22 protein-coding genes are annotated in these 24,286 nt (G+C 69.6%); 8 read left to right on the forward strand and 14 right to left on the reverse strand.

All coding sequences use genetic code 11. The annotated features are described in order from the left end of the window. Positions 1-50 precede the first annotated feature (50 nt). Positions 51-1,433 carry a WD40 repeat domain-containing protein gene (locus tag QSK34_RS19240; RefSeq protein WP_285585608.1) on the forward strand — a complete coding sequence of 461 codons (1,383 nt, stop codon included), beginning with the start codon at positions 51-53 and terminating at the stop codon, positions 1,431-1,433. On the opposite strand, the gene QSK34_RS19245 is transcribed toward QSK34_RS19240, so the two are convergent. The 7 genes from QSK34_RS19245 to QSK34_RS19275 form a co-directional block, all read right to left on the reverse strand. Then, positions 1,434-2,789: a sensor histidine kinase gene (locus QSK34_RS19245; RefSeq protein ID WP_285585609.1), complete on the reverse strand. Its 1,356-nt coding sequence runs from the start codon at positions 2,787-2,789 to the stop codon at positions 1,434-1,436. After that, positions 2,786-3,469 (reverse strand): response regulator transcription factor, encoded by a 684-nt coding sequence (locus QSK34_RS19250; RefSeq protein WP_285585610.1) that lies wholly within the window; start codon positions 3,467-3,469, stop codon positions 2,786-2,788. The genes QSK34_RS19245 and QSK34_RS19250 overlap by 4 nt, the downstream gene beginning before the upstream one ends. Positions 3,470-3,511: 42 nt before the next feature. Then, positions 3,512-4,042 carry a hypothetical protein gene (locus QSK34_RS19255; protein ID WP_285585611.1) on the reverse strand — a complete coding sequence of 177 codons (531 nt, stop codon included), beginning with the start codon at positions 4,040-4,042 and terminating at the stop codon, positions 3,512-3,514. 76 nt (positions 4,043-4,118) lie between these two features. Further along, positions 4,119-4,868: a neutral zinc metallopeptidase gene (locus QSK34_RS19260; RefSeq protein WP_285585613.1), complete on the reverse strand. Its 750-nt coding sequence runs from the start codon at positions 4,866-4,868 to the stop codon at positions 4,119-4,121. Positions 4,869-4,913: 45 nt separating this feature from the next. Next, positions 4,914-5,687 carry a neutral zinc metallopeptidase gene (locus tag QSK34_RS19265; RefSeq protein ID WP_285585614.1) on the reverse strand — a complete coding sequence of 258 codons (774 nt, stop codon included), beginning with the start codon at positions 5,685-5,687 and terminating at the stop codon, positions 4,914-4,916. A 63-nt stretch (positions 5,688-5,750) separates the two neighbouring features. Next, entirely contained in the window at positions 5,751-6,533 is a 783-nt protein-coding gene (locus QSK34_RS19270; RefSeq protein ID WP_285585615.1) for a neutral zinc metallopeptidase, read from the reverse strand. A gap of 86 nt (positions 6,534-6,619) precedes the next feature. Continuing rightward, positions 6,620-8,227 carry a glucuronyl esterase domain-containing protein gene (locus QSK34_RS19275; protein WP_285585616.1) on the reverse strand — a complete coding sequence of 536 codons (1,608 nt, stop codon included), beginning with the start codon at positions 8,225-8,227 and terminating at the stop codon, positions 6,620-6,622. Positions 8,228-8,442: 215 nt separating this feature from the next. On the opposite strand from QSK34_RS19275, the gene QSK34_RS19280 reads away from it, so the two are divergent. Beyond that, positions 8,443-8,994 carry a hypothetical protein gene (locus tag QSK34_RS19280; RefSeq protein WP_285585617.1) on the forward strand — a complete coding sequence of 184 codons (552 nt, stop codon included), beginning with the start codon at positions 8,443-8,445 and terminating at the stop codon, positions 8,992-8,994. 19 nt (positions 8,995-9,013) lie between these two features. Here QSK34_RS19280 and QSK34_RS19285 read toward each other — a convergent pair whose 3' ends face one another. Both QSK34_RS19285 and QSK34_RS19290 read right to left on the reverse strand, forming a co-directional pair. Continuing rightward, positions 9,014-9,172, reverse strand: a complete 159-nt coding sequence (locus QSK34_RS19285) for a hypothetical protein (protein ID WP_285585618.1) — start codon at positions 9,170-9,172, stop codon at positions 9,014-9,016. 71 nt (positions 9,173-9,243) lie between these two features. Next, positions 9,244-9,999 (reverse strand): inositol monophosphatase family protein, encoded by a 756-nt coding sequence (locus QSK34_RS19290; protein WP_285585619.1) that lies wholly within the window; start codon positions 9,997-9,999, stop codon positions 9,244-9,246. A 45-nt stretch (positions 10,000-10,044) separates the two neighbouring features. On the opposite strand from QSK34_RS19290, the gene QSK34_RS19295 reads away from it, so the two are divergent. Next, on the forward strand, positions 10,045-11,892 hold the full coding sequence (locus QSK34_RS19295) for an AMP-binding protein (protein WP_285585620.1): 1,848 nt from the start codon (positions 10,045-10,047) through the stop codon (positions 11,890-11,892). A gap of 99 nt (positions 11,893-11,991) precedes the next feature. Here QSK34_RS19295 and QSK34_RS19300 read toward each other — a convergent pair whose 3' ends face one another. Then, positions 11,992-12,540, reverse strand: a complete 549-nt coding sequence (locus tag QSK34_RS19300; protein WP_285585621.1) for an NUDIX domain-containing protein — start codon at positions 12,538-12,540, stop codon at positions 11,992-11,994. 158 nt (positions 12,541-12,698) lie between these two features. On the opposite strand from QSK34_RS19300, the gene QSK34_RS19305 reads away from it, so the two are divergent. From QSK34_RS19305 to QSK34_RS19315, 3 genes are all read left to right on the forward strand, one after another. Then, positions 12,699-15,851: an amidase family protein gene (locus tag QSK34_RS19305; protein ID WP_285585622.1), complete on the forward strand. Its 3,153-nt coding sequence runs from the start codon at positions 12,699-12,701 to the stop codon at positions 15,849-15,851. A 189-nt stretch (positions 15,852-16,040) separates the two neighbouring features. Beyond that, positions 16,041-16,364: an ArsR/SmtB family transcription factor gene (locus tag QSK34_RS19310; RefSeq protein ID WP_285585623.1), complete on the forward strand. Its 324-nt coding sequence runs from the start codon at positions 16,041-16,043 to the stop codon at positions 16,362-16,364. Beyond that, a complete protein-coding gene (locus tag QSK34_RS19315; RefSeq protein WP_285585625.1) occupies positions 16,361-16,921 on the forward strand; it encodes an SRPBCC family protein in 561 nt (186 codons plus the stop codon). Before QSK34_RS19310 ends, QSK34_RS19315 begins: the two co-directional genes overlap by 4 nt. A gap of 9 nt (positions 16,922-16,930) precedes the next feature. Here the strand turns inward: QSK34_RS19315 and QSK34_RS19320 are convergent, their stop codons facing one another. Next, positions 16,931-17,650 carry an SDR family NAD(P)-dependent oxidoreductase gene (locus tag QSK34_RS19320; protein WP_285585627.1) on the reverse strand — a complete coding sequence of 240 codons (720 nt, stop codon included), beginning with the start codon at positions 17,648-17,650 and terminating at the stop codon, positions 16,931-16,933. A gap of 10 nt (positions 17,651-17,660) precedes the next feature. Between QSK34_RS19320 and QSK34_RS19325 the strand changes: the two genes are divergently transcribed. Next, positions 17,661-18,512, forward strand: a complete 852-nt coding sequence (locus QSK34_RS19325; RefSeq protein WP_285585856.1) for a 3-methyladenine DNA glycosylase — start codon at positions 17,661-17,663, stop codon at positions 18,510-18,512. A 150-nt stretch (positions 18,513-18,662) separates the two neighbouring features. Here the strand turns inward: QSK34_RS19325 and QSK34_RS19330 are convergent, their stop codons facing one another. Both QSK34_RS19330 and QSK34_RS19335 read right to left on the reverse strand, forming a co-directional pair. Beyond that, entirely contained in the window at positions 18,663-19,409 is a 747-nt protein-coding gene (locus tag QSK34_RS19330; RefSeq protein ID WP_285585628.1) for an NAD(P)H-binding protein, read from the reverse strand. A gap of 69 nt (positions 19,410-19,478) precedes the next feature. Continuing rightward, entirely contained in the window at positions 19,479-20,402 is a 924-nt protein-coding gene (locus tag QSK34_RS19335; RefSeq protein ID WP_285585629.1) for an ankyrin repeat domain-containing protein, read from the reverse strand. 177 nt (positions 20,403-20,579) lie between these two features. Here QSK34_RS19335 and QSK34_RS19340 point away from each other — a divergent pair, with 177 nt between their 5' ends. Continuing rightward, complete coding sequence (locus QSK34_RS19340; RefSeq protein ID WP_285585630.1) at positions 20,580-21,452, forward strand: hypothetical protein; 873 nt, start codon at positions 20,580-20,582, stop codon at positions 21,450-21,452. A 162-nt stretch (positions 21,453-21,614) separates the two neighbouring features. Here the strand turns inward: QSK34_RS19340 and QSK34_RS19345 are convergent, their stop codons facing one another. After that, positions 21,615-24,224, reverse strand: coding sequence for a glycoside hydrolase family 3 protein (locus QSK34_RS19345; protein ID WP_285585631.1), 2,610 nt, complete (start codon positions 24,222-24,224; stop codon positions 21,615-21,617). Positions 24,225-24,286 lie beyond the last annotated feature (62 nt).

Below are 24,286 nucleotides of genomic sequence, written 5' to 3' on the forward strand. Positions count from 1 at the left end.
GCAGCCTAGAAGCCACCACCGACAAACCCCGCTGCGTCCTGGAGGTTGGAATGAAGGACCTGCTCGGAGCAGCGCGGCGGAGAATCCGCATGACCCCGCCCGTTACGGTCGCGGTGCTTGTGGCCGTCACACTGGCCCTGGGAGTCGGCTGGATGCGCGAGCACGCCGACGCCGCGTCCCAGCGGCATGAGGCACTAGCCTATCGGCTCGCGTTCCACGCGGCGGAGTTGGTCGACACCGACCGTGCCGCCGCCAGAACGCTGGCCATCGCGGCCTTCGAGATCCACCCCGCAGAGGAGATCCGGGCGCAGCTGATCGACACGCTGGTGTGGGGGGAGAACCTGAACTTGCGCACGGGCTCTGCCTGGCAGACGGCCCTGAGCGCCGACGGCCGGGCCGCCCTGATCGGTGACGGCGCAGCAGCCGGAGTCTGGGACCTCACCAGCCGGCTTGATCCGAAGACCGGCGAGGTGACCGGAGCGTTCGCCACGTTGAAGGGTGGCCGGAACGGTCAGACAGCGGTGGAACTGACGCCCGATGGGCGGAACGCGATCACCGCCGGCGACGAGGGCGCGACCGTATGGGACCTGGGCGATCCGGCCAAGCCCGTCCGGAGTGCGACCTTGCCGAGCCAGGACGGAGTTTCCGTCGAAGCGGTGGCGTTGTCGGCCGACGGGCGACGGGCGGTGATCGCCGACTTCCACGGCGAGCTGGCTGTGTGGGACCTGTCCGACGGCGCTCGTCCGAAGCGGAGGTCGACGACGAGGGCACACAACTCCTACGCCGTCGACCTGGGCCTCAGCTCGGACGGCCGGGTGGCCGTCACCTCGGCCGACGACGGCACGGTGCGGAGCTGGTACCTCACCGACCCGGCGAATCCGGTCAAGACAGCCGATCTCTCCGACCCCACGAACACCCCGACCGCCGTGGCGGTGAGTGCTGACGGACGGACGGTACTGGTGGGGGCGGCCGCCCAGCTCGAGGTGTGGCGCCTGGAGGGCTCGTCGCCGCCGAGGCGGGTCACCCGGTTCGAAGGGCCATTGGCCGGAATCAGCAGCGTGTCCCTGACCTCGGACGGCGGGACGGCCCTGGTGACCGGCGAAAGCAGTTCCGGCTTTCTCTGGAATCTGTCGAACCCGTCCGCCCCGGTCCTGCTGGCCAGATTGAAGGGAGACGACCACGACATCGACTCATCCGCCCTCAGTGCCGACGGCGGCGTCGCGCTGACCGCCGGTGCGGGCGGGAGCACGATGTGGGATCTCCGCAGCCTGGCTGAGATCGTCGCCGACCCCGAAGCGGTGGCCTGCGACGGTAGACACGGCGCGGAGATCAGCAGGGCCGACTGGATCCGCTTCACGGGACAGGCCGACTGGTCGGACTACGGTCGAGCAGACTGGGACGGCCTTCCCGTCTGCCGCATCAGGAACACCTGATCAGGCCTTCTGGTGCAGCGACAACCACGACAACCCGTCGCTGGGCCCGTCGGGACGCCATGCGATCGGCATCTGGACCAGCACCGACAACCCCCGTCCCGGGGACGGCTCGATCTCGACCGTGCCGCCGTGCAGCACCACCTGCTGGTGGATCAACGTCAAGCCGAGGCCCGTGCCCGGGCTGCCCGCGCGGCGGCTGAACCGGTTGAAGGCCTCCTGGTGCAGCTCACGCGGCATGCCGGGGCCGTCGTCGGCGACGCGCAGCAGCGCCACCGTGCCCTCGACCCGCACGCTCAGCTCGACCCGGACCGTCCCGTGGGGGCCGACGCCGTGGACGGCCGCGTTCTCCAGGAGGTTGTCGACGATCATGCGCAGGCCCTCGGGCCAGCCTCTGACCATGGCCGCGTCGGGGAGGTGGGCGACGAAGCGGGCGTGGCGGTGCCTGCGGGTCGCCTCCTGTACGGCCACCTCGCACACCCCCGCCAGGTCGACGTCCTTCAGCGAGTCGGGTTCCATCAGTTCACCCCTGGCCAGCTGGCGGAGCATCGTGATGAGGCGTTCGAGGCGGGCCTGTTCCATGGCCAGGTCGCGGATGACCTCGACGCGGTCCTCCGGCGGCAGGGTCGGGTAGCCGAGCAGGGCGATGTTGCCGCCCATGCTCGTCAGCGGGGTGCGCAGTTCGTGGGCCGCGGTGGCGGCGAAGGCGCGGGCGGTCTCCAGGGCCTCGGCGGTGCGGTGGACGGCCTCGTCGCGGCGGTCGAGCAGGCCGTTGACCAGGCCGGCGAGCTCGTCGATCTCGCGGGCCCGGGTCTTGCGGGTCAGCCGGCCGTTGCCCGCTTTCACGTCCTTGGTCAGGCGGGTCAGCGGGCGGAGCGTGAACCGGCCGAGGGTGAGGCCGGCGGCGGCCCCGGCGACCAGCGCGATCAGGGTGGTGATCAGGAGCCGGTCGTACAGAGCGGAGATCCGGGAGTCGAGCGGGCCCTGCTTCTCGAAGATCCACAGGCGGCCCCGGCGGCCCAGGTCGGTGCTGACGTAACGCCAGGTCCCGGTGGTCGCGGGGGCGGTCGCCGGGGGCGGCAGCTCCGGCGGGACCGCGCCGATGACCAGGGGCTGGCCGCGGACCGGATCGACGTACACACCCTCGGCCGGGTCGCCCTCCGCCGGGCGGACGCGGACCGGGCGCTGGGTGTGGTTGACGGCCAGGGGGGTGAACGCCTGGAGGCGCTGCATCAGCCGTTCGTCGCGGGCGGTGTGCAGGTCGTCGGCCGACAACCGGACGAAGAGCAGGCCGGACAGCCCGACCAGCAGCGGCACCAGCACGGCCACGCCCAGCGCGAACCGGGTCGACAACCTCACGACCGGACCCGCAGCACGTAGCCGACGCCGCGGACCGTCTCCAGGATCCTCGGCTCGCCCTCGGCCTCGAGTTTCCTGCGCAGGTAGCCGATGAACGTTTCGACCGCGTTGGCGGTGACCGCGAAGTCGTACCCCCAGACGCGTTCGAGCAGCACCTCCCGCGACAACACGATGCCGTGGTTCCTGGCCAGCACCTCCAGCAGGTCGAACTCCCGCCGGGTGAGCGCCAGCGGCCGGCCGTTGAACACGGCGTCGCGGCCGTCGGTGTCCAGCACCAGGCCGCCGGCCCGCACACCCGACCCGACCGGCGCCGCGGCACCCGCACGGCGCAGCAGCGCCCGCAGCCGCAGCGCCAGTTCGGTGAGGTCGAACGGTTTGACCATGTAGTCGTCGGCCCCCGCGGTGAGACCGGCGACGCGGTCGGCGACCTCGTCGAGGGCCGACAACATGAGGATCGGCACCTCCGAGCCCCGGCGGCGCAGTTCGGCGCACACCTCGATGCCGGTCACGCCGGGCATCGAGACGTCCAGGACGATCGCGTCGACCTGGTCGGCTATCTCCAGCGCGGCCCGGCCGCCGCCGGCCGCCTCCACGGTGAAGCCTTCCAGGGTGAGCCCTCGCCGCAGCACCCGCAGGATCGCCGGGTCGTCGTCCACGGCGAGAATCCGGTGTGCGCCCATCTGCTTTACCTCCTCCGGCCATATGTGGCCGGACCTGGCAGTTTAGGCCTTACGGTGCACGGTGAAGGGGATGGAGGCCGGGTGGGCCTTGGTCTTGCCCAGGTAGACCTTGCCGGCCGGCAGCGGCTTCGAGTTGATGGTCAGCGCCGAGACGGTGAGGCTGTCGGCGCACGAGGTGCGGAACGAGAAGCCGTCGACCCAGCCGTGGTTGACGACCTTGAAGGTGATGGTCAGCTTGTCCTCGGACAGCACGACCGAGTCCTGCTTCTCCTCGAGCTTGACCCACTTGAAGTCGCGGATCGGGGTGTTCGAGGTGATCGTGCCGGTGTAGACCGTGGCCTTGCGCGGCTTCTTCTGGGTGATGCGCAGGTGGAAGCCGGCCTTGTCGTGCCAGAAGTAGTCACCGGCCCGCGCCCCCGGGGTGAGACCCTTGGGCTTGCCCTGCACCTGGCCGATCCACGGCGCCTTCTCGCACGGGGTGCCGGTGGTCGCCGAGGCGGGGGCCACGCCGACCAGGGTGGCGCCGGCCAGAGCCGCGCCGAGCAGAGCGGGGACGAAGGTACTACGCCGCATGGGAGGGATTCCCTTTCGTGTGAGCGGTTGTGGCGCTCGGGACGATAGGGACCCTTCTTGGCAAGAACCTGAGATTTCAGGCGACCTTGGCCTTGGGGGCCGTCCAGGTGTTGCAGTACTTGGGGTCACGCGACTTGAAGCCGCGGTTCATCCAGTACGCGATGCTCGCCGGCCTCCCGTAGAAGCGGTCCTGCACCACCTTGCCCCGCTGCTTCACGATGAACTTCCAGTCGCCCACATCGCGCGGCATGGACTTGTAGACGCTACCGGTGAAGGCGCCGGAAAGGCAGAGACTCTGCAGGAGAGAACGCCGGAAGTCCGTGTAGGGCTCACCCGAGTCCTCGAGCCTGGCCTCCTCGATGCCCGCCAGATATTGCACGTGCTCGCCGTAGAACCCGGCGAGCATGGTGAAGATGTACAGGTCGTCTGGGTCGATGTTGAGCAGGGTCCGGTCGAGGACGACCATGATCTCTCTGTTGTCATAGCAGTACCAGGCGTACTCGTAGTCCGCCCAGTCCACGCCGCAGTACTTCTTCGGGTCCTTGGTGAGCAGCTTGAGCTTGGGCTTCTTGTACGGGATGCCAGCCTCGGCGAGGTACTTGGACCAGACCCGGTCGAGGCAGCCCATCACGAAGGTCACGTACTTCCGAGCGGTCGGCGCGTGGTTGCGCCGGTTGATCGGCTTCTCGGCGCAGGAGGAGCGGGGAATCGGTCCCGCGTCGTAGAGGGCGTTGTCGATGAGCCTGTGGTCCCTGGACGGGTCGGCGTGGGCCGGGGTGGCCGTCACCAGGGATAAGAGCAAGGCGGGGAGCAGGATTCGTCGCATAGGCCCACGATCGTGGCGGTCGCCGCACGATCATGCAAGGCGGGGCTACGCGACCCGCCAGTTCTCCGCCCGCCACGTGTTGCAGTCCTGCAGGTCCCGTGAGGCGAAACCCTGGTTCATCCAGTATGTGATGTTCTCCGCTCCCCCCATGTGGCGCTCCTTGGCCCTCTTGCGCACGACGGCGGCCCAGTCGGCCCGGTCACGCGGCATCGACCCGTAGACGCTGCTGGTGAAGGCGGCGCCGAAGCACTCCGCCTGCAGCAGCACACGGCGGATGATGTCGTCCACGTCCTCCTCGTAACCGAGGTCGGCCGGGTCGGGGAGAGCCCGCACCCACGCCTTCTCGATCCCGGCGAGCCGCTGCACGTGCTGGCCGTAGAGCGCGGCGGTGAGAGTGAAGAGGGACAGGTCGTCGGGGTCACGGAGGAGCCGCCGGTCGAGGACGACGGTGATCGTCCGGTGGTCCCCGCAGTAGCTGGACGTCCAGCACTTGTCCCATTTGAGGTCGCAGTGCCACACGGGGTTCTTGGCGAGCAATTGGAGCTTCGGCTTCCTGAACGGCAACTTCGCCTTGGCGAACTGTTTCGCCCAGACCCGGTCGAGACAGGCGGCGACGAAGGTCACGTAGGCCTTGGCGGTCGGGTAGTGGTTGCGCCGTTTGACCGGCTTCTCCGCGCAGGAGGAACGCGGGATCGGCCCCGTCGAGTAGAGGGCGTTCTCGGCCAGCAGGGGGTCGGACTGAGGGTGGGCGCCCGCGGGTGACGCGAGCCCCGCGAGGGCGAGGGCGGACACCAGACCGGGGATGAGGGCTCGTCGCACAAATCCCCGATCGTGGTGGTTCGCCGAAGATCGCGCAAGGGCCCGCGGCGAGGTCCGTCGTGGTCAGGCAACCTGCGCGTTGGAGGCCGTCCAGGTGTTGCAGTACTTGGGGTTGCGCGAGTTGAAGCCGCGGTTCATCCAGTACGCGATGGTCTTCGCCGAGCCGTAGAAATCGTTCGCCTCCTTGCCCATCTGACGGACGACGTCCTTCCATTCGGCCGCCTTGCGCGGCATCGACTTGTAGACGCTCCCGGCGAAGACACCCGAGAGGCAGAAGGTCTGCAGGTAGGTCCGGCGGCCCAGTTCGCTCAGCGACGCGGCGAACTCGGGATCCCCGCTTTCCGGGATGGCGTCCCGCATCGCGTCGTCGATCCCCGTGAGGACCTGGACGTGCGTGCCGTACAGAGAGGCGACGTGGTTGAAGATGTACAGGTCCCACGGCTGGAGGTTCAGCAGGGTCCGGTCGAGCACGAGCGCGATCGTCTGGTTGCTCTCGCAGTAGTCGGAGAACGACGACTTGGGCCACTTGTAACCGCAGAACCGCGCCGGGTCCTTCGACAGCAGCGAGACCTTCGGCTTGCGATACTTGACGCCCGCCTTGGCGAGTTGCTTGGCCCAGACGCGGTCGAGGCAGCCCATCACGAAGGTGACGTAGGCCTTGGCGGTCGGATAGTGGTTGCGCCGCTTGATCGGCTTCTCGGCGCACGAGGAGCGGGGGATCGTCCCACTCGTGTAGAGGGCGTTCTCGGTGAGTTTGGGGTCGTCGGACGGGTCGGCGTGTGCCGGGGTCGCGAGTCCTGCCAGGGCGACGGTTAAGACCAGTCCGGGGATGAGGGTTCGTCTCACAAGCCCCACATCGTGCCGATGTTGCTGTAAACCGGCAAGTCATGAAAAGGGCCCATGTCGCCACGGGCCCTTTCATCGGGTACGGATCAGGGGCTGGTGCAGGTCAGATTGGGTGTGACGGCCGCACCGCCGCCGTTGAAGCCGAACGTGGTGCTCGCGTTGGCGCCGAGGTTGCCGTTGTAGGTCTCGTTGCGGACGGTCACGTTCTGACCGGCGCCCGAGCGCAGGCCGCCCCAGATCTGGGTGATGGTCTGCGAACCGGGCCAGGTCCAGGTCACGGTCCAGCCCTGGATGGCGGCGGTGCCGGCCCGTACCGTCACCTCGCCCTGGAAGCCCTGCGGCCACGCGTTGACCTGCCGGTACGTCGCCGAGCACGCCCCACCGGGGTTCGGGGTGGGCGTGGGGGTCGGCGTGGGAGTCGGGGTCGGGGTGGGCGTGGAGGTGGGGGTAGGACTGGGGGTCGGGTTCGGGCCGTCGGTCAGGGTGGGGGTGGTCCAGTCGCGCCACTCCGCCAGGTTGCCCGACGCCCGCGACGAGACGCGGATCGCGCCCGCGTCATTGCCGGTCTTCAGCAGGTGCTTGCGCAGGTTCTTGTTGAGCTGGTCGCGCCACTCCGCGCGGTTGGCGCAGTGGGTGCCGTCGGCGACGTCCGACCAGTAGGAGATGTCGTCGCCCGCGCCGAGCGCCTTGTAGACCTCGGCTCCGGCCAGGGCCGCGACGCTGGCCGAGCGTGGGCCGAGGTTGGCGATGTGGGGGTTGTCCATGACGTACAGGCCGCGCGGAGCGATCATGGCGACCACGCTGTGCGTGTCGACGGGGAGCCGGGCCGGGCTGCCGGTGAACGAGCCGAACGCGTCGCCGAACCAGGGCTGTTCGCCGTAGGCGCTGCTCAGGCTCTGCGCTCCTTCTCCCGGGACCCCTCTCAGGATCGGTACGCCGGCCGTGCCCGACTCGATCGGCATGGTCAGCGCGATGCGCTGGTCGAACGCGCCCGCGACGAAGGCGCCCTTGCCGAAGCGGGAACATCCGGTCACGCCGGTGGCGTCGGCCTTCAGGATCGAGCTCCCGGACGACTCGATGACGTCGATGATGCGGGAGACGCCCCAGCCCCAGGCGACCAGGAGCCCGGTCTGGCTCTGCGCGCCGTAGATGCTGTAGAAGGCGCCCTGCTTGTTGTTGCGCGGGGTGCCCTCGCGGCCGACCGTGTAGGGGTCGTACCTGATGACGGCGACCCCGGCGGCCTTGATGGCGTTGATGTCGGCGCCGAATCCCCCGTACACGACGACCACGGGGAACGGCCCGGTCCCCGTGGGCACCTCGACCGGGGCGGAGAAGCTGGAGCTGCGGCCCTGGTGGGAGACGTTGACGGTGATGCTGGTCCGCGAGACCGTGCCCGTCACGCTCGACGGCTTGCCCGGCTTCTCGCCGTAGATGAAGCGCTCCGAGAGGCGCTTGATCTCCTCACGGCGGCAGCGCCAGTCGGCCTTGCTGGTGATCCGGGTGTTGTTCAGCCGTCTGAACGGATCGGGCAGCCGGGAGTTGGTCGGCAACGATCCGGCGTCGGGCAGGGTGACGGCGCAGTCGGCGCCTTCGTTCTCGACCGTGGAGGCCGCCGAGGCGGGTGAGAGTGCGACCGCTCCGGCGATCGTGAGGACGGCCGTCGTGAACACGACGACCGTCGAGCGGAGAGACACTGGGTGCTCCCTTCGAAGGGGGGTCTTGGGTGGCTGGCCCAGTGTGTGAAGGGGTCCGAAAGCCGTCAACGTTCCGGCGAAACCTTTCGAACAACGAGAGGCCGCTCAGCTGCTTCGATGCTTCTGCACGTCGCAGCACCGGGCGAAAATAGCTGAAATCACGGATTCCAGACGGGCTTCGGTTCGAAAAGTTTCGGCTTCGCTAAGATCGTCTGGTGTACTGGGACCCCCTGCCCGAGGCTCTCGAACGCATCGCGGGCAACATATGTCTGTCAGACCGTTTCCGCGGCACCTGGGAGAAGCGGAACCCGCTGAACGTGCCCGGCCCCTTCTACGGCGCGGACACCGACACGTGCGCGGCCGGACCGATCGTCGCGCCCCGGCATGTGTTGTGCGATGCCGAAGGACAGGAGTTCGTCTACCGGCAGGCGCGGGACCGCGACGGGCTCACCGAGATCCTGGACGCCGCCGAGGAAGAACCGTTCGGCGACTACGCCCACGACGGAGACGACCATTGGACACCCGAGTCGGTGCGCGAGTGGTGGGCCGGACGCGGGCAGGTTCGCGCGTTCGCCGAGAAGCTGGCAGAGGAGTACACGAAGAGCGAGGAGGAATGGGACCGCGACCGTGTGCCGGCACTACGAGATTTCGCCGCGTCGATCGACAACGGGGAACTCGAGGAATATCTCCGGAACTACCTGTTCTGGCTGACCGAACGGCGATCACCCCGAGAAGGCGAAGCGCTGCCCGACCTGTCTCAGCCCTGACGGAACTCCCACGCCGCCTTCAACGGTCAGCTCGGGTGGTCTCCGAATACTGCATGATCTGGAATTCGCTGAGATCCGGCTCCGACGACCCCGCCACCAGAAGACCGCCCGTCGCGACGGCCACCCCGATCGCGACGAGGGCGAGGACAAGACGGGGAGAAGTGATCGATCGCCGCATGAAGGGCAGGTTATAGGGCCCGCCTCCTCATCGTTCGCGGCGCAGATCGGGACCCCGCCGGAGACATACTTCTATCGGCCGAGAAGGATCATCCCGAGCAGCGCCTCATGCGTAGCCCGGTCGGCCGCCACCAGCAGGCCCTCCCCCGTCTCGAACGGTCTCCCCTTCAGGTCGGTCACCACGCACCCGGCCGTCCGGCACACCGCCAGTGCCGCCGCGAAGTGCACGCTGTCGCGCTTGTCGCCGTCGCTCAGATAGGCCGCCCGGCGGCCCGCCGCCACCCAGAAACACGCCAGCGACGTCGACATCACCCGAGGGCTGAACCTCTCGGCGAAGCCGGGCGCCGCGATCACCGACAGCAGGTCGCCGTAGGGCGGGTCGAGGTTGAAGTCGACCAGCTTGGAGTCGGGGGACGGGGTCAAGGGCTGGTCGTCCACCTGGGCGCGGACACCGTCGGTCCAGAAGACCTCGCCGCTGATCGGGTCGGCCGCCGCGGCGGCCACGTCCCGGCCGGCGGCCCGGAGGGCCACGTTCACGGCGATCAAGGGGGTCTGGGCGGCGAAGTTCAGGGTGCCGCACAGGGGGTCGACCATCCAGGTCCGGTCGGAGGCCCCGCTGAGGCCGGTCTCCTCGCCCAGGAAGGCGTCGTCGGGGCGGTGTTCCCTGATCACGTCCAGGATGGCCTGTTCGGCCTCCAGGTCGGCCTGGGTGGCGAAGTCGACCGACGTCTTGTCGTATCGGGGCACCGGCTTGCCGTAGAGGGAGCGGACCACGGCGGCGCCCGCCTCGGCGGCGGCTACGGCCAGTTCCGCATCAGAAAGACTCATATGTCCATCCTGACCCGGAAAGAGGGCAGGCGTACTGTGAAGTTCATGGCCGACTATCGAGACGTGTACCGGCGCAGCCTGGCCGATCCGGAGACGTTCTGGCTGGAGGCCGCCCGCGCGGTCGACTGGGTCGTGCCGCCCTCCCGGGCGCTCGACGACTCGGCCGCCCCGCTCTACCGCTGGTTTCCCGACGGGGAGCTGAACACGGCGTACAACTGCCTCGACCGGCACGTCTCCGGCGGGCGGGGCGGGCAGACCGCGCTCATCTGGGACAGCGCGATGACCGGGGAGGTCAAGCGGTTCACCTACGAGCAGCTCACCGACCAGGTCGCCCGGTTCGCCGGTGGCCTGCGGTCGCTCGGGGTGGGGGTGGGCGACCGGGTCGTGATCTACATGCCGATGGTGCCCGAGGCCGTGATCGCGATGCTGGCCTGCGCGCGGATCGGGGCGGTGCACTCGGTGGTGTTCGGCGGGTTCGCGCCGCGGGAACTGGCCGCCCGCATCGACGACGCGGCCCCCAAGGCCATCGTGGCCGCCTCGTGTGGTCTTGAGCCGAACCGTACCGTCGAATATCGGCCGATCATCGACCAGGCCCTCGAACTGTCCCGGCACCGGCCAGACGTCATCGTCATGCTCCAGCGCGACCAGGGGGTCGCCCGCATGGATGAGCGCGACGTCGACTGGTTCGAGCTGATCTCGACCGCGTCACCGGCCGATCCGGTGCCGATGAAGGCGACCGACCCGCTCTACATCCTCTACACGTCGGGCACGACCGGCCGGCCGAAGGGCATCGTCCGCGACACCGGCGGCCACGCGGTCGCGCTGGCCTGGTCGATGCTGAACGTCTACGACGTCGCGCCGGGCGAGGTCTGGTGGACCGCCTCCGACGTGGGCTGGGTGGTCGGGCACAGCTACATCGTGTACGCCCCCCTCCTCATCGGCGCCACGACCGTCCTGTACGAGGGCAAGCCCGTCGGCACCCCCGACGCCGGGGCGTTCTGGCGGGTCGTCGCCGAACACGGCGTGGTCACCCTGTTCACCGCGCCCACCGCGCTGCGGGCGATCAAACGCGTCGACCCCGACGGCACGCTGATCGGCGACCTCAAGACCTTCCGCGCCCTCTACCTGGCGGGGGAACGCCTCGACCCCGACACCTACCACTGGGCCGGTGAGCGCCTGGGCGTGCCGGTCGTCGACCACTGGTGGCAGACCGAGACGGGCTGGCCCATCGCGGCCAACCCCCGCGGCCTGGAGTCCCTGCCCACCAAACCGGGCTCGGCGACGGTGCCGCTGCCCGGCTGGGACGTCCGCGTCCAGGACGACGGCGCGATCACCCTCAAACTCCCCCTGCCGCCCGGATCGCTGCCGACGTTGTGGCACGACGACGAGCGCTACATCCGCGAATACCTGACCCGCTACCCGGGCCACTACCTGACGGGCGACGGCGGTTTCCTCGACGACGACGGCTATCTGTACGTCATGGGCCGCACCGACGACGTGATCAACGTCGCCGGCCACCGGTTGTCGACCGGCACCATGGAGACCGTGCTCGCCGCCCACCCCGCCGTGGCCGAATGCGCGGTCATCGGCGTGGCCGACCAGCTCAAGGGCCAGGTGCCGCTGGGGCTGGTGGTGCTCAAGGCGGGCGCCGACATCCCACCGGCGCGGCTCGTCGACGACCTGGTCCACGCGGTCCGCCGCGAGATCGGCCCGGTGGCGGCCTTCCGCGACGTGGCGATCGTGCCGGCCCTGCCGAAGACCCGGTCGGGCAAGATCCTCCGCCGCTCGATGCGCGCCCTCGCGGACGGCCGCGAGGAACCGGTGCCGTCGACGATCGAGGATCCGTCGGTGCTGGAGAACCTGCGCGCGGTGCTGCGGCCGGATGTTTCCTAGGGGAGCGTCTCCGGCGACAGGCCGAATGCGGGCATGTGACGGGGCCGCGCCGGCCCGAAATCCCGCCGATCCAGGGTCGCCATCTGCCTGACACCCAGGTCAGGAACCAAGCCTCAGGCGGTAGAGGCCGTAGGCCGCGACCGATGACGCGTCGGTGACCTCGCCGCGCAGGATCATCTGCTCGAATTCCGCGCGTGACACCCACTTCTGCCGCATGTCCTGCTCGGTCGGCTCACGCGCGGTCTCGCCGGCGGTGAGGCCCGTCCCGACGAAGACGTGCATCGACTGGTCGCTCAGGCCGTGGGAGTTGTCGAGCCGCCCCAGGAACCGCATGTCATCGGCCCGGAGCCCGGTCTCCTCCGCGAGTTCGGTCCGGGCCTCGTCCTGGCGCGTGGGGGCCTTCGCCGAGCCCTGCGGGAAGCTCCAGGACCGGCGGCGGATGGGGTAGCGGTATTCCTCGACGAGGTGGAAACCGTCGTTCTCCTCGGGGATGACCAGCACGAAGTCGGCCCGCTGGATGTAGCCGTAGATGCCGGGGGTGCCGTCGGGATGGACGATCTCGTCCTCACGGACGCTCATCCACGGGTTCCGGTAGACCTCCCGGGTCGAGATCGTGGTGATCGAACGGCGTTGCTGCTGGTCATCCATGGTCGTTCACCCTAAGCGCGCTGGAAGGTTCCAGGTTCTCGGACGTCCGTTAAACCGGTCGGTACGTCCGGTTTCGCCCAGGGAACATATATGACATATCACCGTAACGGATGATCTATAGCGTCCACCGCATTACCGGGTTCCTCAAGGAGCACGTGGTGCGCAAAGTCCTGATCTCCCTCACTTCTCTCTCCCTCACCCTCGTCACCCTCCATGCCCAGCCGGCAGCCGCCAAGGTCGAGCTCGACCTCGAAACGCTGACCGGCGCCGAGGCCATCTCCCTCATGGCCGCCGGCAAGCTCACCTCCGTCGAGCTGACCAAGGCGTACATCGACCGGATCACCGCGCTCAACAAGCGCGGCCCCGGGCTGAACGCGGTCACCGACCTCAATCCCAACGCGTTGAAGGAAGCGGAGGCGTACGACCGCCTGCGCAAGAAGGGCAAGTCGCTCGGCCCAGCCATGGGCCTGCCGATCCTGCTCAAGGACCTGATCGACGTCGAGGGCATGGCCACGACGGCGAACAACTGGTCGCTGCGGCAGTCGTTCCCGGCCACCGACGCCGGGATCACCAAGAAGCTGAAGGAACGCGGTGTCGTGATCCTCGGCAAGGTGGGGCTGTCGGAGTACGCCAACAGCTTCGGCAACCAGCCCTCCGGCTTCGGCAACTACGGCGGCCAGGTCCTCAACGGCATCGACGCCGACCAGAACCCCTCCGGGTCGTCGTCGGGCACGGGCGCCGCCATGGCCGCCGCGCTCTCGACGCTCGGGATCGGCACCGAGACGTCCGGGTCGATCATCTCGCCGTCGAACGCGCAGTCGCTCGTGGGGCTGCGGCCGACCGTGGGTCTGGTGCCCGGCTACGGCATCGCGCCTATCTCGGCCTCGCAGGACATCGCCGGGCCGATGGTCCGCACCGTCTCCGACGCCGCGCTCACGCTGGCCTCGATCGCCGGGCCCGACCCGGTGGCCGACGCCGGGTACAAGGCCATGTTCGGCGACGACTACATCGAGAAGGGCATCATCCCGGCGCTCCCCGCCACGCTGCCCGACTACATGAAGGCCCTCGACCCGAACTTCGTGGCCGGTAAGAAGATCGGTTACAACGGCAACCTCACCGAGGGCAGCCCGCTCAAGATCGCGTACGACGCCCTCGTCGCCGCCGGCGCGATCATGGTGCCCCGCCCGACGGCGACGGTGCCCTCGTTGCCCGCGCTGCCCAGCGGCTACGAGCAGCACAAGAGCATCAACTCCTACTACGAGCGGCTCGGCCCGCAGGCGCCGATCAAGTCGCTGCTCCAGGAGATCCAGGTCAACCAGGCCGAGGCGCACCAGGCGCTGAAGTTCGGCAACAACTCCCACCTGAACGCCTCGCAGGCGGACGTCACCCCGGGTGGGGCCAACGAGCAGCTCTACCGGACGAACCTGGCGATCCGTAAGGCCGCCTGGCACAAGGCCATCGACGACATGATGACGTACACCAACTCGGACCCGGCGCAGCCGGCCGACCCGGTGATCGCCATCCTGGGCAGCACGCCGAGCGCCCCGCAGGCCGGTTACCCGACGATCACGATCCCGATGGGCTACACCGCGACGCAGCGGCGCGCCCAGAACGTCGCGGTCCACGGCGGCGCCTACGACGAGTTCGACCTCCTCGGCGTCGCCTACGTCATCGAGCAGGCCACCAAGCTCCGGCAGCCGGCCTCGCTGGTCAACCCGAGCATGTACCGCTGCGCGAAGACGACCCCGGCCCCGCCGTTCGCCGCGCGTGGCGGCTGCAACCCCGACTACGACGCCGTCCTCAAGGTCACCGGCTACGACTCCCGTGCGCTCCCGTTCTCGCTGGAGACCGAGACGGCGACCAGCCTGCTGGCCAAGCTGAAGGCCGACGAGGTGTCGGCCGAGGAGCTCACCCGCGCCTACCTCGACCGGATCGCGCTGACCAACGCCGAGGGCCCGGCCATCCAGGCCGTGCGCGAGATCAACGTGGACGCGATCAAGGAGGCCCGCAAGCTCGACCACGAGCGCGGCAAGTACCGCAGCCCCGACGCGCGTCCCCCGCTCTGGGGCCTGCCGGTGCTGGTGAACGACACGATCGACGCCAAGGCGCTGGCGACCACGGGCGGCTCGATCGCCCTCCAGGGCACCAAGCCGGCCGACGACTCCGCCATCGTGGCGAAGCTGAAGGCGGCGGGCGCGATCGTGCTCGGCAAGACCAACGTCACCGAGCTGAACGGCGTCTTCGACGCCAACCTGCCCAAGGGCTACTCCTCGCTCGGCGGCCAGGTCCTGCTCCCGAACGACACCGACAAGACCCCGGCGGGTTCGTCGGCCGGCGCCGCGGCGGCCACCGCCTCGGGTCTGGCCGCGATCACGATCGGCATGGAGACCTCGCCCGACTCGGCGCAGCTCCTCGCCCCGGCCGACGCGGCCGGCGTGGTGGGCCTGAAGCCGACCGTCGGCCTGGTCAGCACCGACGGCGTGCTGCCGGTGGCCAAGTCGCAGGACGCCCCCGGCCCGATCACCCGCAGCGTCGGCGACGCCGCGACGATCCTGAACGTGATCGACGACTCCGACGCCGACTACACCAAGGATCTCAAGGCCGACGCCCTCGCCGGCAAGAAGATCGCCGTAGTCTCCAGCACGAGCGCGCCCTACCAGGACGCGATCGCCAAGCTCCAGGGCCTCGGCGCGACCGTCACCCAGGTGAGCATCGCCACGCCGACCGCGACCGATAGCATCGTCGGCACCGAGTTCAAGCGTGACGTCAACGCCTACCTGGCGGAGACCAAGCCCGGCACGACGCTGCAGAGCATCATCGACTACAACGTCGCCAACCCGGTCGAGGGCCTGAAGTACCAGCAGGGTCAGCTCCTGGCCGCCCAGGCGATCGACCTGTCCGACCCCGCGACGAACGCCAAGTACACGGCCGACCTGGCGAACGGCAGGGCCGCCAACCGGGCGGTCCTGGACACCGTGCTGGGCTCGTACGACCTGATCCTGGTACCGAGCGGCAGCAACGTGATCGGTTACGCCGACCGCGCCGGCTACCCCGCGCTCACCATCCCGGCCGGGTATGGCGTGCAGGCCAGCTCGGCGGGCCGCAACCCCATCGGGGTGACCCTCATCGGCGGCGCCTTCTCCGAGGCGAAGCTGCTGGCGGGCGGCTACGCGCTGGAGCAGGCGATCGACGACCGCCTCGCGCCCAGCTACACCAACCCCAGCATGTGGCGCTGCGTGCCGGAGAGCACCTTCTTCACGGGCGAGTTCTGCCTTCCGGGTGACCGTCAGGCGCCTCGCTACAAGGGATAACCGCTCACCAGCCGAGAAGGGCCCGCGTTCCCCGCGCGGGCCCTTTTCCTTTCTCGCTGTACGTCGTGAGCCACTCGCCCCGGTCTCAGGGCGGGCGGAGCCGTAAGAAAAGGGCTCGTGGAAGACCCGCGCGGCCGAGCACTATGTCTGTGTTGACTTATATAAACCAGAACTGACATAGTCGGCCACGTGAACGCCTTCGACGTGTTGGGCGATCCCGTGCGCCGCCGCATCATCGAGCTGCTCAGCGAGGGCGAGCAGGCCTCGGGCGCGATCACCGCGACCGTGCGGGCGGAGTTCGGGATCTCGCATTCGGCCGTGGCCCAGCACCTGCGGGTGCTGCGCGAGAGCGGCTTCGCGACCGTGCGCGCCGAGGGCACCCGACGCCTCTACGTCGTCGACTCCACCCCGCTCGCGGAGGTCGACGTGTGGCTCGAACCGTTCCGCCGCTTCTGGTCGCAGCGCCTCGACGCCCTGGAGACCGAGCTGGCCCGTACGAGGAGAAAGAAATGATCGACATCGGCTGGACCTCACGCGAGGTCACCCGCGACGACGAGACCGTGGCCGTCGTCCTGCGCCGCGACTTCCCCTCCCCCGTCGACGACGTGTGGGACGCCCTGACGGACCCCGAACGCCTCAAGCGCTGGTTCCTCCCGGTCAGCGGCGACCTGCGGCCCGGCGGCACGTTCGCCACCGAGGGCGGAGCCGGGGGCACGATCCTGACCTGCGAGAAGCCGCTGCTGAAGGTCACCTACGGCGACGAGACCAGCATCGTGACGGTCACCCTGACCGCGAAGGACGACGCGACCACCCTCGAACTGACCCATTCGGTGCCGGTCGCGATGGCGCAGAGCGGCGCGGGCGCGCTCTGGGTGGGCCCCGGCTGGGACGAGGCGTTCCTGGCGCTGGAGCTCTTCCTCACCGGCGAGGAGGTGCGGGGCCCGGTCACCCCGGAATACGGGCAGGCCACGGTGGCGGCGTGGGTCGCCGCGATCGAGGCGTCCGGCACGGCGACGCCCGACGAGATCGAGACCGCCCGGCAGATGGCCCTGCGGCAGTACGCCTCCTGAACCCTCCGCCTAGACCTCCTCGGGATCACGCCCGAGCACCGATCGCCCGCCGTCCACCGGGACGACGGCCCCGCTGACGAACGAGGCGGCGTCGGAGAGCAGGTAGGCGACGGTGTCGGCGACCTCCTCCGGGCGGCCGACCCGCCCGATCGGGTGCAGGCGGCGCATCTCCTCCTCCGCCCGGTCGTTCTCCTTCGTGTACGCCGCATAGCGCTCGGTCCAGATCGATCCCAGCGCGACCGCGTTGACCCTGACGCCGTGCGGCCCGTAGTCGACGGCCAGCGCCTTCGTCAGGCCCTCGATCGCGGCCTTCGCCGTCGAATAGGCCATGGCCCCCCTGACCGGCCGCTGGGCCTGGTGGGAGGAGACGTTGACGATCGCCCCGCGGTTCTTCGGCAGGAACCTCCTGATCGCCGCCGCGCACCCGACGACGACGGGGTTCAGGTTGAGCCCGACGGCGTCGAGGACATCGCGGGGCGGATCGTCGTGCAGGGACACGTCGCGGAAGACCGCCGCGTTGTTGACCCAGCCGACGAGGTCGCCGTGCTCCTCGGCGAGGTCGGCGGCCCTTTCGGCGACGGCCGGATCGGCCACGTCACCCCGTACGGGGATGCCGACCGCCCCCGGATCGAGGTCGACCACCACCACCCGGCCCTCACGTGACAACCGCTCGGCGATGGCCCGGCCGATCCCCCGGCCTCCTCCGGTGACCACATAAGTACGTCGCATGTCTAGCATGATGCGCGTGACAAGGCTGGAGGAGCGAGAGTGGCGGGCCCGGCAGGAGGCCCACCACGCACGGGTCGACGCGTGGATCGAGCCCCACCTCGAACGCCGCAGGCGAGCCCAGGCCCACCCGGTCGAGGACTTCCTGTTCAGCTACTACGGCTACCGCCCCAGCCGGTTGCGGCGCTGGCACCCCGGCGCGTTCACCGTCCTGGAGGGCGCGGCCGACTTCGGGACCGGCTACGTCTCCGTCCCGGGCGGCCAGACCCTCGACGTCGCCGACCTGATCGCCCGGCGCCTCGACTCGATCACCTGGATCGCCGACCTGCTGCGCCGCACCGCCTCCCGGGCCGGCCAGTTCGGCTGCTTCGGCATGCACGAATGGGCCATGGTCTACCGGACCGACGAGGTCCGGCATTCTTCCCAGCCGCTCCGCCTGTCGCCGCAGCGGGTCGCCGCGGCCGTCGAGGAACGGCCGTTGAAGTGCACCCACTTCGACGCCTACCGCTTCTTCACCGAACCCGCCCGCCCGCTGAACACGCTGCCGCTCTCCCGCGAACTCCAGCCCGCGACCGAACAGCCCGGCTGCCTGCACGCCAACATGGACCTCTACAAGTGGGCGGTCAAACTCTCCCCGCTGGTCCCCGGCGAACTGGTGGCCGACTGCTTCGAACTGGCCTGGGACATCCGCGCCGTCGACATGCGCGCCAGCCCCTACGACCTGCGGCATCTCGGCTACGAGCCGATCCCGATCGAGACGGCCGAAGGACGCACGGCCTACGCGGCGACACAGCGGGAGTTCGCGGGCCGGGCGGCCCCGCTGCGCGCCGAGCTGATCGCCTGGTGCGACCGCCTTCTCACCTGATCTTCCGGGCCGGTGCGGTCCAAGTGCCGCAGGCGCCGGGGTCGCGCTTGGTGTGGCCGCGCTTCACCCAGTAGACGCTGCTCTCGCTGTCACCCTCATGGGTATGGCCGGCCATATCCATGAGGGCGGGCGGGTCGGGCTTGCCCTGGATCAGGTCGTCAGCCTCTCGGCCACCGTCTCCGCCGGGCGGCCCAGCAGTGACTCCAGGTCGCCGGTCTGGCGTTCGAGCGCGCCCGCGCGGACCAGCCCGTTCAGCCAGGCCATCGGCCCGGGGCCGGCGTCGTGGACCTCCTCGTAGGCGACGCCGAGGGCCGCGGCGACCTCGGGGTAGCTCCACAGCGGGCCGGTCAGGTCGTAGGCGCGGCCGAGGTGGCCCTCGCCGGTCAGGGCGTTGGCCGCCGCTTGGGCCAGGTCGTCGCGGAAGGCGGTGTTCAGCCCCCGGCCGCCGGTGCTGCTGCGGATGACGCCGTCGGTGACCTGCGGCAGGAAGGCCTCGCCGTAGAAGGGGTTGCGCAGGATCGTGTACGCCAGCCCGCTCGCGACGATCGCCCGCTCGGTGGCGTGGTGGGCCTCGGTCATCCCGGTCGTGACGTTGTCGGCGCCGAGGAAACTCGTGTAGACGACGGCGGTCACGCCCGCCGCCACGGCGGCGTCGAGCACGTTGCGGTGCTGGGCGGTCCGGCGGGCGGCGTCGAGTTCCGGAGAGGAGATCAGCAGCAGCCGGTCGACCCCGGCGAAGGCCGTCTGGAGGCCGTGGGGGTCGTCGTAGTCGCCGTGCCGCGCCTCGACGCCCACCGGGAGGCGGGACGGATCCCGCACGACGGCGACCACGTCACCCTTGAGCCGGTCGAGAACCAGGCGGCCGAGCTGGCCGGTGGCGGCGGTGACTGCGTACATGAAACTCCTCGGTGTGCGGAAACCCGCCGGACAGTGAATCGATCCGTTCCGGCGGGGCGCCACTGGTTTTCAGCGGGTGGGATCGAGGCGGATCCACAGGTCGGGCGGGCCCAGGATCGGCCGCGCGTCGGTGAGGCGGAGGCCGGCGTAGCCGCAGCAGTAGGCCTCGGCGTCGTCCTGGTAGAGGAACTTCAGGAGCAGTTCTTCGGCCGAGTCGGCCGCGGTGGGAGGAGCGAGGCCCAGGATCGTGTCCCAGTCGGTGATCTCGCCGTCGACCGCGCCGACGCCCTGCTCGCCGCTCTTGGGGTTGGCGAACATGGCGTAGCCGCGGGTGCCCCGGGTGAGCTTTCTGAGCAGCCGCTCATCCGAGGCGTGCCAGCCCCACGGCTGGGTGACCACACAACCGCCCGTCACGTCGGTGACGCCGACGACCCCTTCGAGACGATCGTCGTGCCAAGCGTCGCCCGGGTCGTCGAAGCCCGGGCCTAGTTCGTCTTCGGTCACGACCGTGCCGCCCAACCGGCGCACCGCCTCGGCGGCGGTGACGCCCGCGACGCAGGCGATGCTGTGGCCGTCGTCGTCGATGGCCTCCAGCGCGGTGAACAGGTCTTCGGAGAGGGCCACCGCCGCCAGCTCGCCGGGCGAGAGGGCGAGGTCGCTAGGCGGGAAGAGGCCGGGGGTGGGGCCCGCGAGGGCGAGCCGGGCCGGGGACCAGCCGTTCATCATCACCCGCCACGGATCGGCGCCGGCCTCGACCAGGGCGCGGGCGTTGCCGGGTTGGCGGTGGAAGACCGCCGCCCACAACGCGGTGTGGCCCTCGTCGAAGGCGTCGACGTCGGCGACCCGATCGGCCAGTTCGGCGACCACCTCGGGGCTGCCGAACGCGGCCGCGCGGAACAGGACCGGGCCCCAGTGGTCAGACCCGTCCGGATCGGCTCCGGCTGCCAAGCGGGCACGGACCCGGCCCAGATCGGACCATGTGCTCTCCCCCATGCCAGACCATTCGGCGCCCACCGCGAGACCTCCACCTCGAATCCGATCGAACGCCCGAACGCTAGCGAGCACGAACGACAGATCTGTTGAGACAGATGACAATTCAGGAGTCATCGTCAACCACAGGGCGAACCAGGCCGTCTCCGTATACGCCTTTGCGGGAAACGAGGAGTAGCGGTGCGCCTTCGACGACTTTTATTCGCATCAACCGGCTTACTGGGCCTCTTTTCGCTGTGCCCACCGGCCTATGCCGCGACCGACGTCGTCGAATACGCGTGCACTCCCGCAGGGGGAACCACCCAGATCGTGAGAATCCACGTCGAACTCACGATGCCGACCGGTGCGCAGCCGGGCGTTCCGCTGACTTTCCTCCATCGCGCCACCTACGCCGACTCCGGCAGAATTCGGGCCACCACCGCGCTTCCTGCCGGAACGAAGATGTACGCCTATGTCGGCATCAGCGAGTTTCCCCGGTTCACCTCGGGCACCGGAGAAGGCGTCGTCGTCGGCCCGGTTGCGGCCGGTGGAGAGATCACGCTCCCTGCGGGCACCACCCGCGTGAACTCGACACCGCCGGGCGAGGGAACGGGTGTCGTCCGGCCGGCCGCGATCAACTTCGGCCTCACGACGTCAGACCCGTTGATCGAGTGCGAGGTCCGCAACAAGGACGACCTCACCACCTACCGCGTCGTCGTCGGCGCCGGCGGGTCGACCACCACGCCGAGTCCGCCCCAGACGCCGACACCGACCCAGACGCCGACACCGACACCAACACCGACTCCAAGTGGCACTCGCACTCCGATTCCGACCATGACCGTCACCCGAACGGTCGACCCCGATCCGGTCGGCGTCACCCAGACCGTCACGACCGTGCCGACGATCTATGAGACCTTCGTCGACGAGGTCGAAACTCCCGTGGGCGGTGTCGCGACCGGAGGCGGGGGTTCGGCGGGGCCCGACGGCCGGGTGATCACTCTCATCGGCGCGACGGTGCTCGCCGCCGCCCTGACCGGTCTGGCCCTTCGCCGGAGCCGCCGTTCACTGCCGTAGTGACGCAGGCCGGTCGTGGCGTCTAGGGGTGGGCGGCAGCCGTAAAGAAAACGGATATGAGCGGGACCCGGGGCTCTGAACGAGCGACGGCCATGAGCGGGACCTCGGCGGGCACGAAGAAGCCGGGCCGGTCGTCATGAATCGGCCCGGCTCTTCATGCGGCTAGGACAGTTCCGAGCACGCCAGCGCGTCCGGGTCGTCGGCCGCCTGCGGCACCCAGCGCACGTTGGCGAACGACGCCGAGAACGCGCCTTCCGTGTACACGAGGAAGGGCGTGTTCACGTTCTCGAAGTCGAGGCCGTTCGCGAAGCACGACACCGGGATCTTCACCGTCGACTTGCCGTCTCCGGCCAGGCCGGTGAACAGGTCCGTGGCGACGACCTCGGCGAAGCACGGGTAGACGCAGTGGGCGCTGATCACCGTCCGGGCCGCGGGTGCGGAGTGGACGATGGTGTCGAACACCAGGGCGGCGTCCGCGTTCAGGTATCCGCGCAGGTCGGTGCCTGCGGGGCTCTGGTAGTAGACCTGGCCGGGGCCGCCGCCGGTCCAGGTCACCTTGAGCGCGTCGCCCTGGACGTTCACGTCGGCGGGCACCGTGTTGATGTTGGCGTGGGCGGCGGCGCCGTCGGGGCCGATCTCGGTGCCGCCCCAGTTCTCGGGGGAGCCGATGAAGCTCTTGTACGGCGCCACGTCGGTCCGGACGAAGACCTCCAGGTCTTCGGTGGCGGTGCCGCCGCCGCCCGTGGAGGTGCACGAGGGGAACTCGTGGGAGGCCTCGTCGAGGGTGCCCACGTTGCCGGTCTGGCCGTTGGTGAGGCCGTAGCCGGCCGGGAAGAGCGGGTCGTAGCCCGGGTCGCCCGGGTTCAGCGGCGACTGGCAGGCGCTCTTGGGCCAGGAGTAGGAGAGCTTGCCGGTGAAGGGGTGCCGCCCGACCAGCACGTCGGCGACGCCGCCTCCCTCGGTGCCGGGGAGCCAGGCCGCGACGAAGGCGTCGGAGCGGTTGAGCTCCTTGTTGACGTACAGGGGACGGCCGGTGACGTAGACGGTCACCACGGGGGCGCCCTTACCGGCCACCTTGTCGAGGACCGCCAGGTCGCCGGGGTAGAGCTTGGCCGCTTCGAGGGTGCGCCTGGCCAGGTCGCCGACGCCCTCGGCGTAGGGGGTCTCGCCGAGGACGGCGATCACCGCGTCGAACTGCGACGGGTCGACGCCGTCGGCGGTCTCGCTGAAGGTCACGTTGGACGTGCCGAGGGCCTGGCGCAGGCCCGCGAGGATGGTCGTGCCGTTCGGGAAGTCGGCGTTGGTGTTGCCGGTGCCCTGCCAGGTCAGCGACCAGCCGCCGGTCTGGTTCGGCAGGTTGTCGGCGCTCTTGCCGACGACCAGGACCTTCGCGTTCTTGGCGAGCGGGAGCACGTTGCCGTTGTTCTTCAGCAGCACCTGCGACTTGCGCACGGCCTCGCGGGCCAGCTTCGTGGCCTGGAGGCGCGACTCGTCGCCGGCCAGCACCCGGTCGGAGGGGCGGCGGCCGTCGAAGATGCCGGCGCGGTACTTCACGCGCAGGATGCGGGTGACGGCGTCGTCGATGCGGGACATGGCGATCTCGCCCGACTCGACCTGGGCGATGGTGTTGGCGATGAACGCCTTCCACTCGTTGGGGACCATCACGATGTCCATGCCGGCGTTGATCGCCTGGGCGCAGCTGGAGTTGGTGCAGCCGGCCACCTGGCCGATGCCGTTCCAGTCGGACACGACCAGGCCGTCGAAGCCCATCTTGCCCTTGAGGATGTCGGTGATGGCCTTCTTGCTGCCGTGCAGCTTGCCCTCGTCGATGCCGAGGTCCTCGTTGGTCCAGCTGTTGAACGACACCATGACCGACTGGGCGCCGGCCGCGAGCGCGCCGTAGTAGCCCTGTCCGTGGATGTTGATCATCTCGGCCTCGGACGACGGGTTGACGCCCTGGTCGACGCCGTTGCGGGTGCCGCCGTCGCCGATGAAGTGCTTGGCGGTGGCGATGACGCCGCGGTTGCCCATCCGGCGCCAGCTGGAGTCCTGGAGCCCCTGGACGGCCTCGTATCCGTAGGCGCGGGCGAGGTTGGGGTCTTCGGCGTAACCCTCGTAGGTGCGGCCCCAGCGGTCGTCGCGGACGACGGCGAGGGTGGGCGCGAAGGCCCAGTCCTGGCCGGTCACGCGGAGCTGCTCGGCCGTGGCCTCGCTGATCTTGCGGATCAGGCACGGGTCGGCGGCGGCGCCCAGGCCGATGTTGTGCGGGAAGATCGTCGCGCCGTAGACGTTGTTGTTGCCGTGGACGGCGTCGATGCCCCAGATGACGGGGATCTTCGTGCGGGTCGTCACGGAGGCGTCGTAGTAGGCGTCGGCGAGGCCGAGCCAGCTGCCGACCGGGGCGTGCTTGTCACCGCCGGGCCAGGAGCCGCCGCCGTTGAGGACCGACCCGATGAAGTACTGCTTGACCTCGGCCGGGGTGATCGCGCTGATCTCGGGCTGGGTCATCTGGCCGACCTTCTCGGCCAGGGTCATGTCGGCGACGAGGCGGGCGACCTTGCGCTCGATGGCCGGGTCTTTCTCGATCTTGCTCTCGACCTTCGGCCAGTCGCTGTAGGTCGGCAGGGTGTCCTCGATCTTCGCGCACCCGTTCTCGAGGGCGGGCGGACCGGCGACCGGGGGTTCGGCGGCCGTCGCGGGCCCCGGCGAGGCGACGACGGCGCTTAACAGCAGGGACAAACCACTGAGGACGGCGAAGCGTCTCTTTCGCATGGAGGGCTGCACACGCGAAATCCTGACCGTGTTACCGGACCGAGTCAATACGTTCACAAGAG

Source organism: Herbidospora sp. NBRC 101105 (assembly GCF_030269205.1).
In the GTDB taxonomy this organism is placed as follows: Bacteria; Actinomycetota; Actinomycetes; order Streptosporangiales; family Streptosporangiaceae; genus Herbidospora; species Herbidospora solisilvae.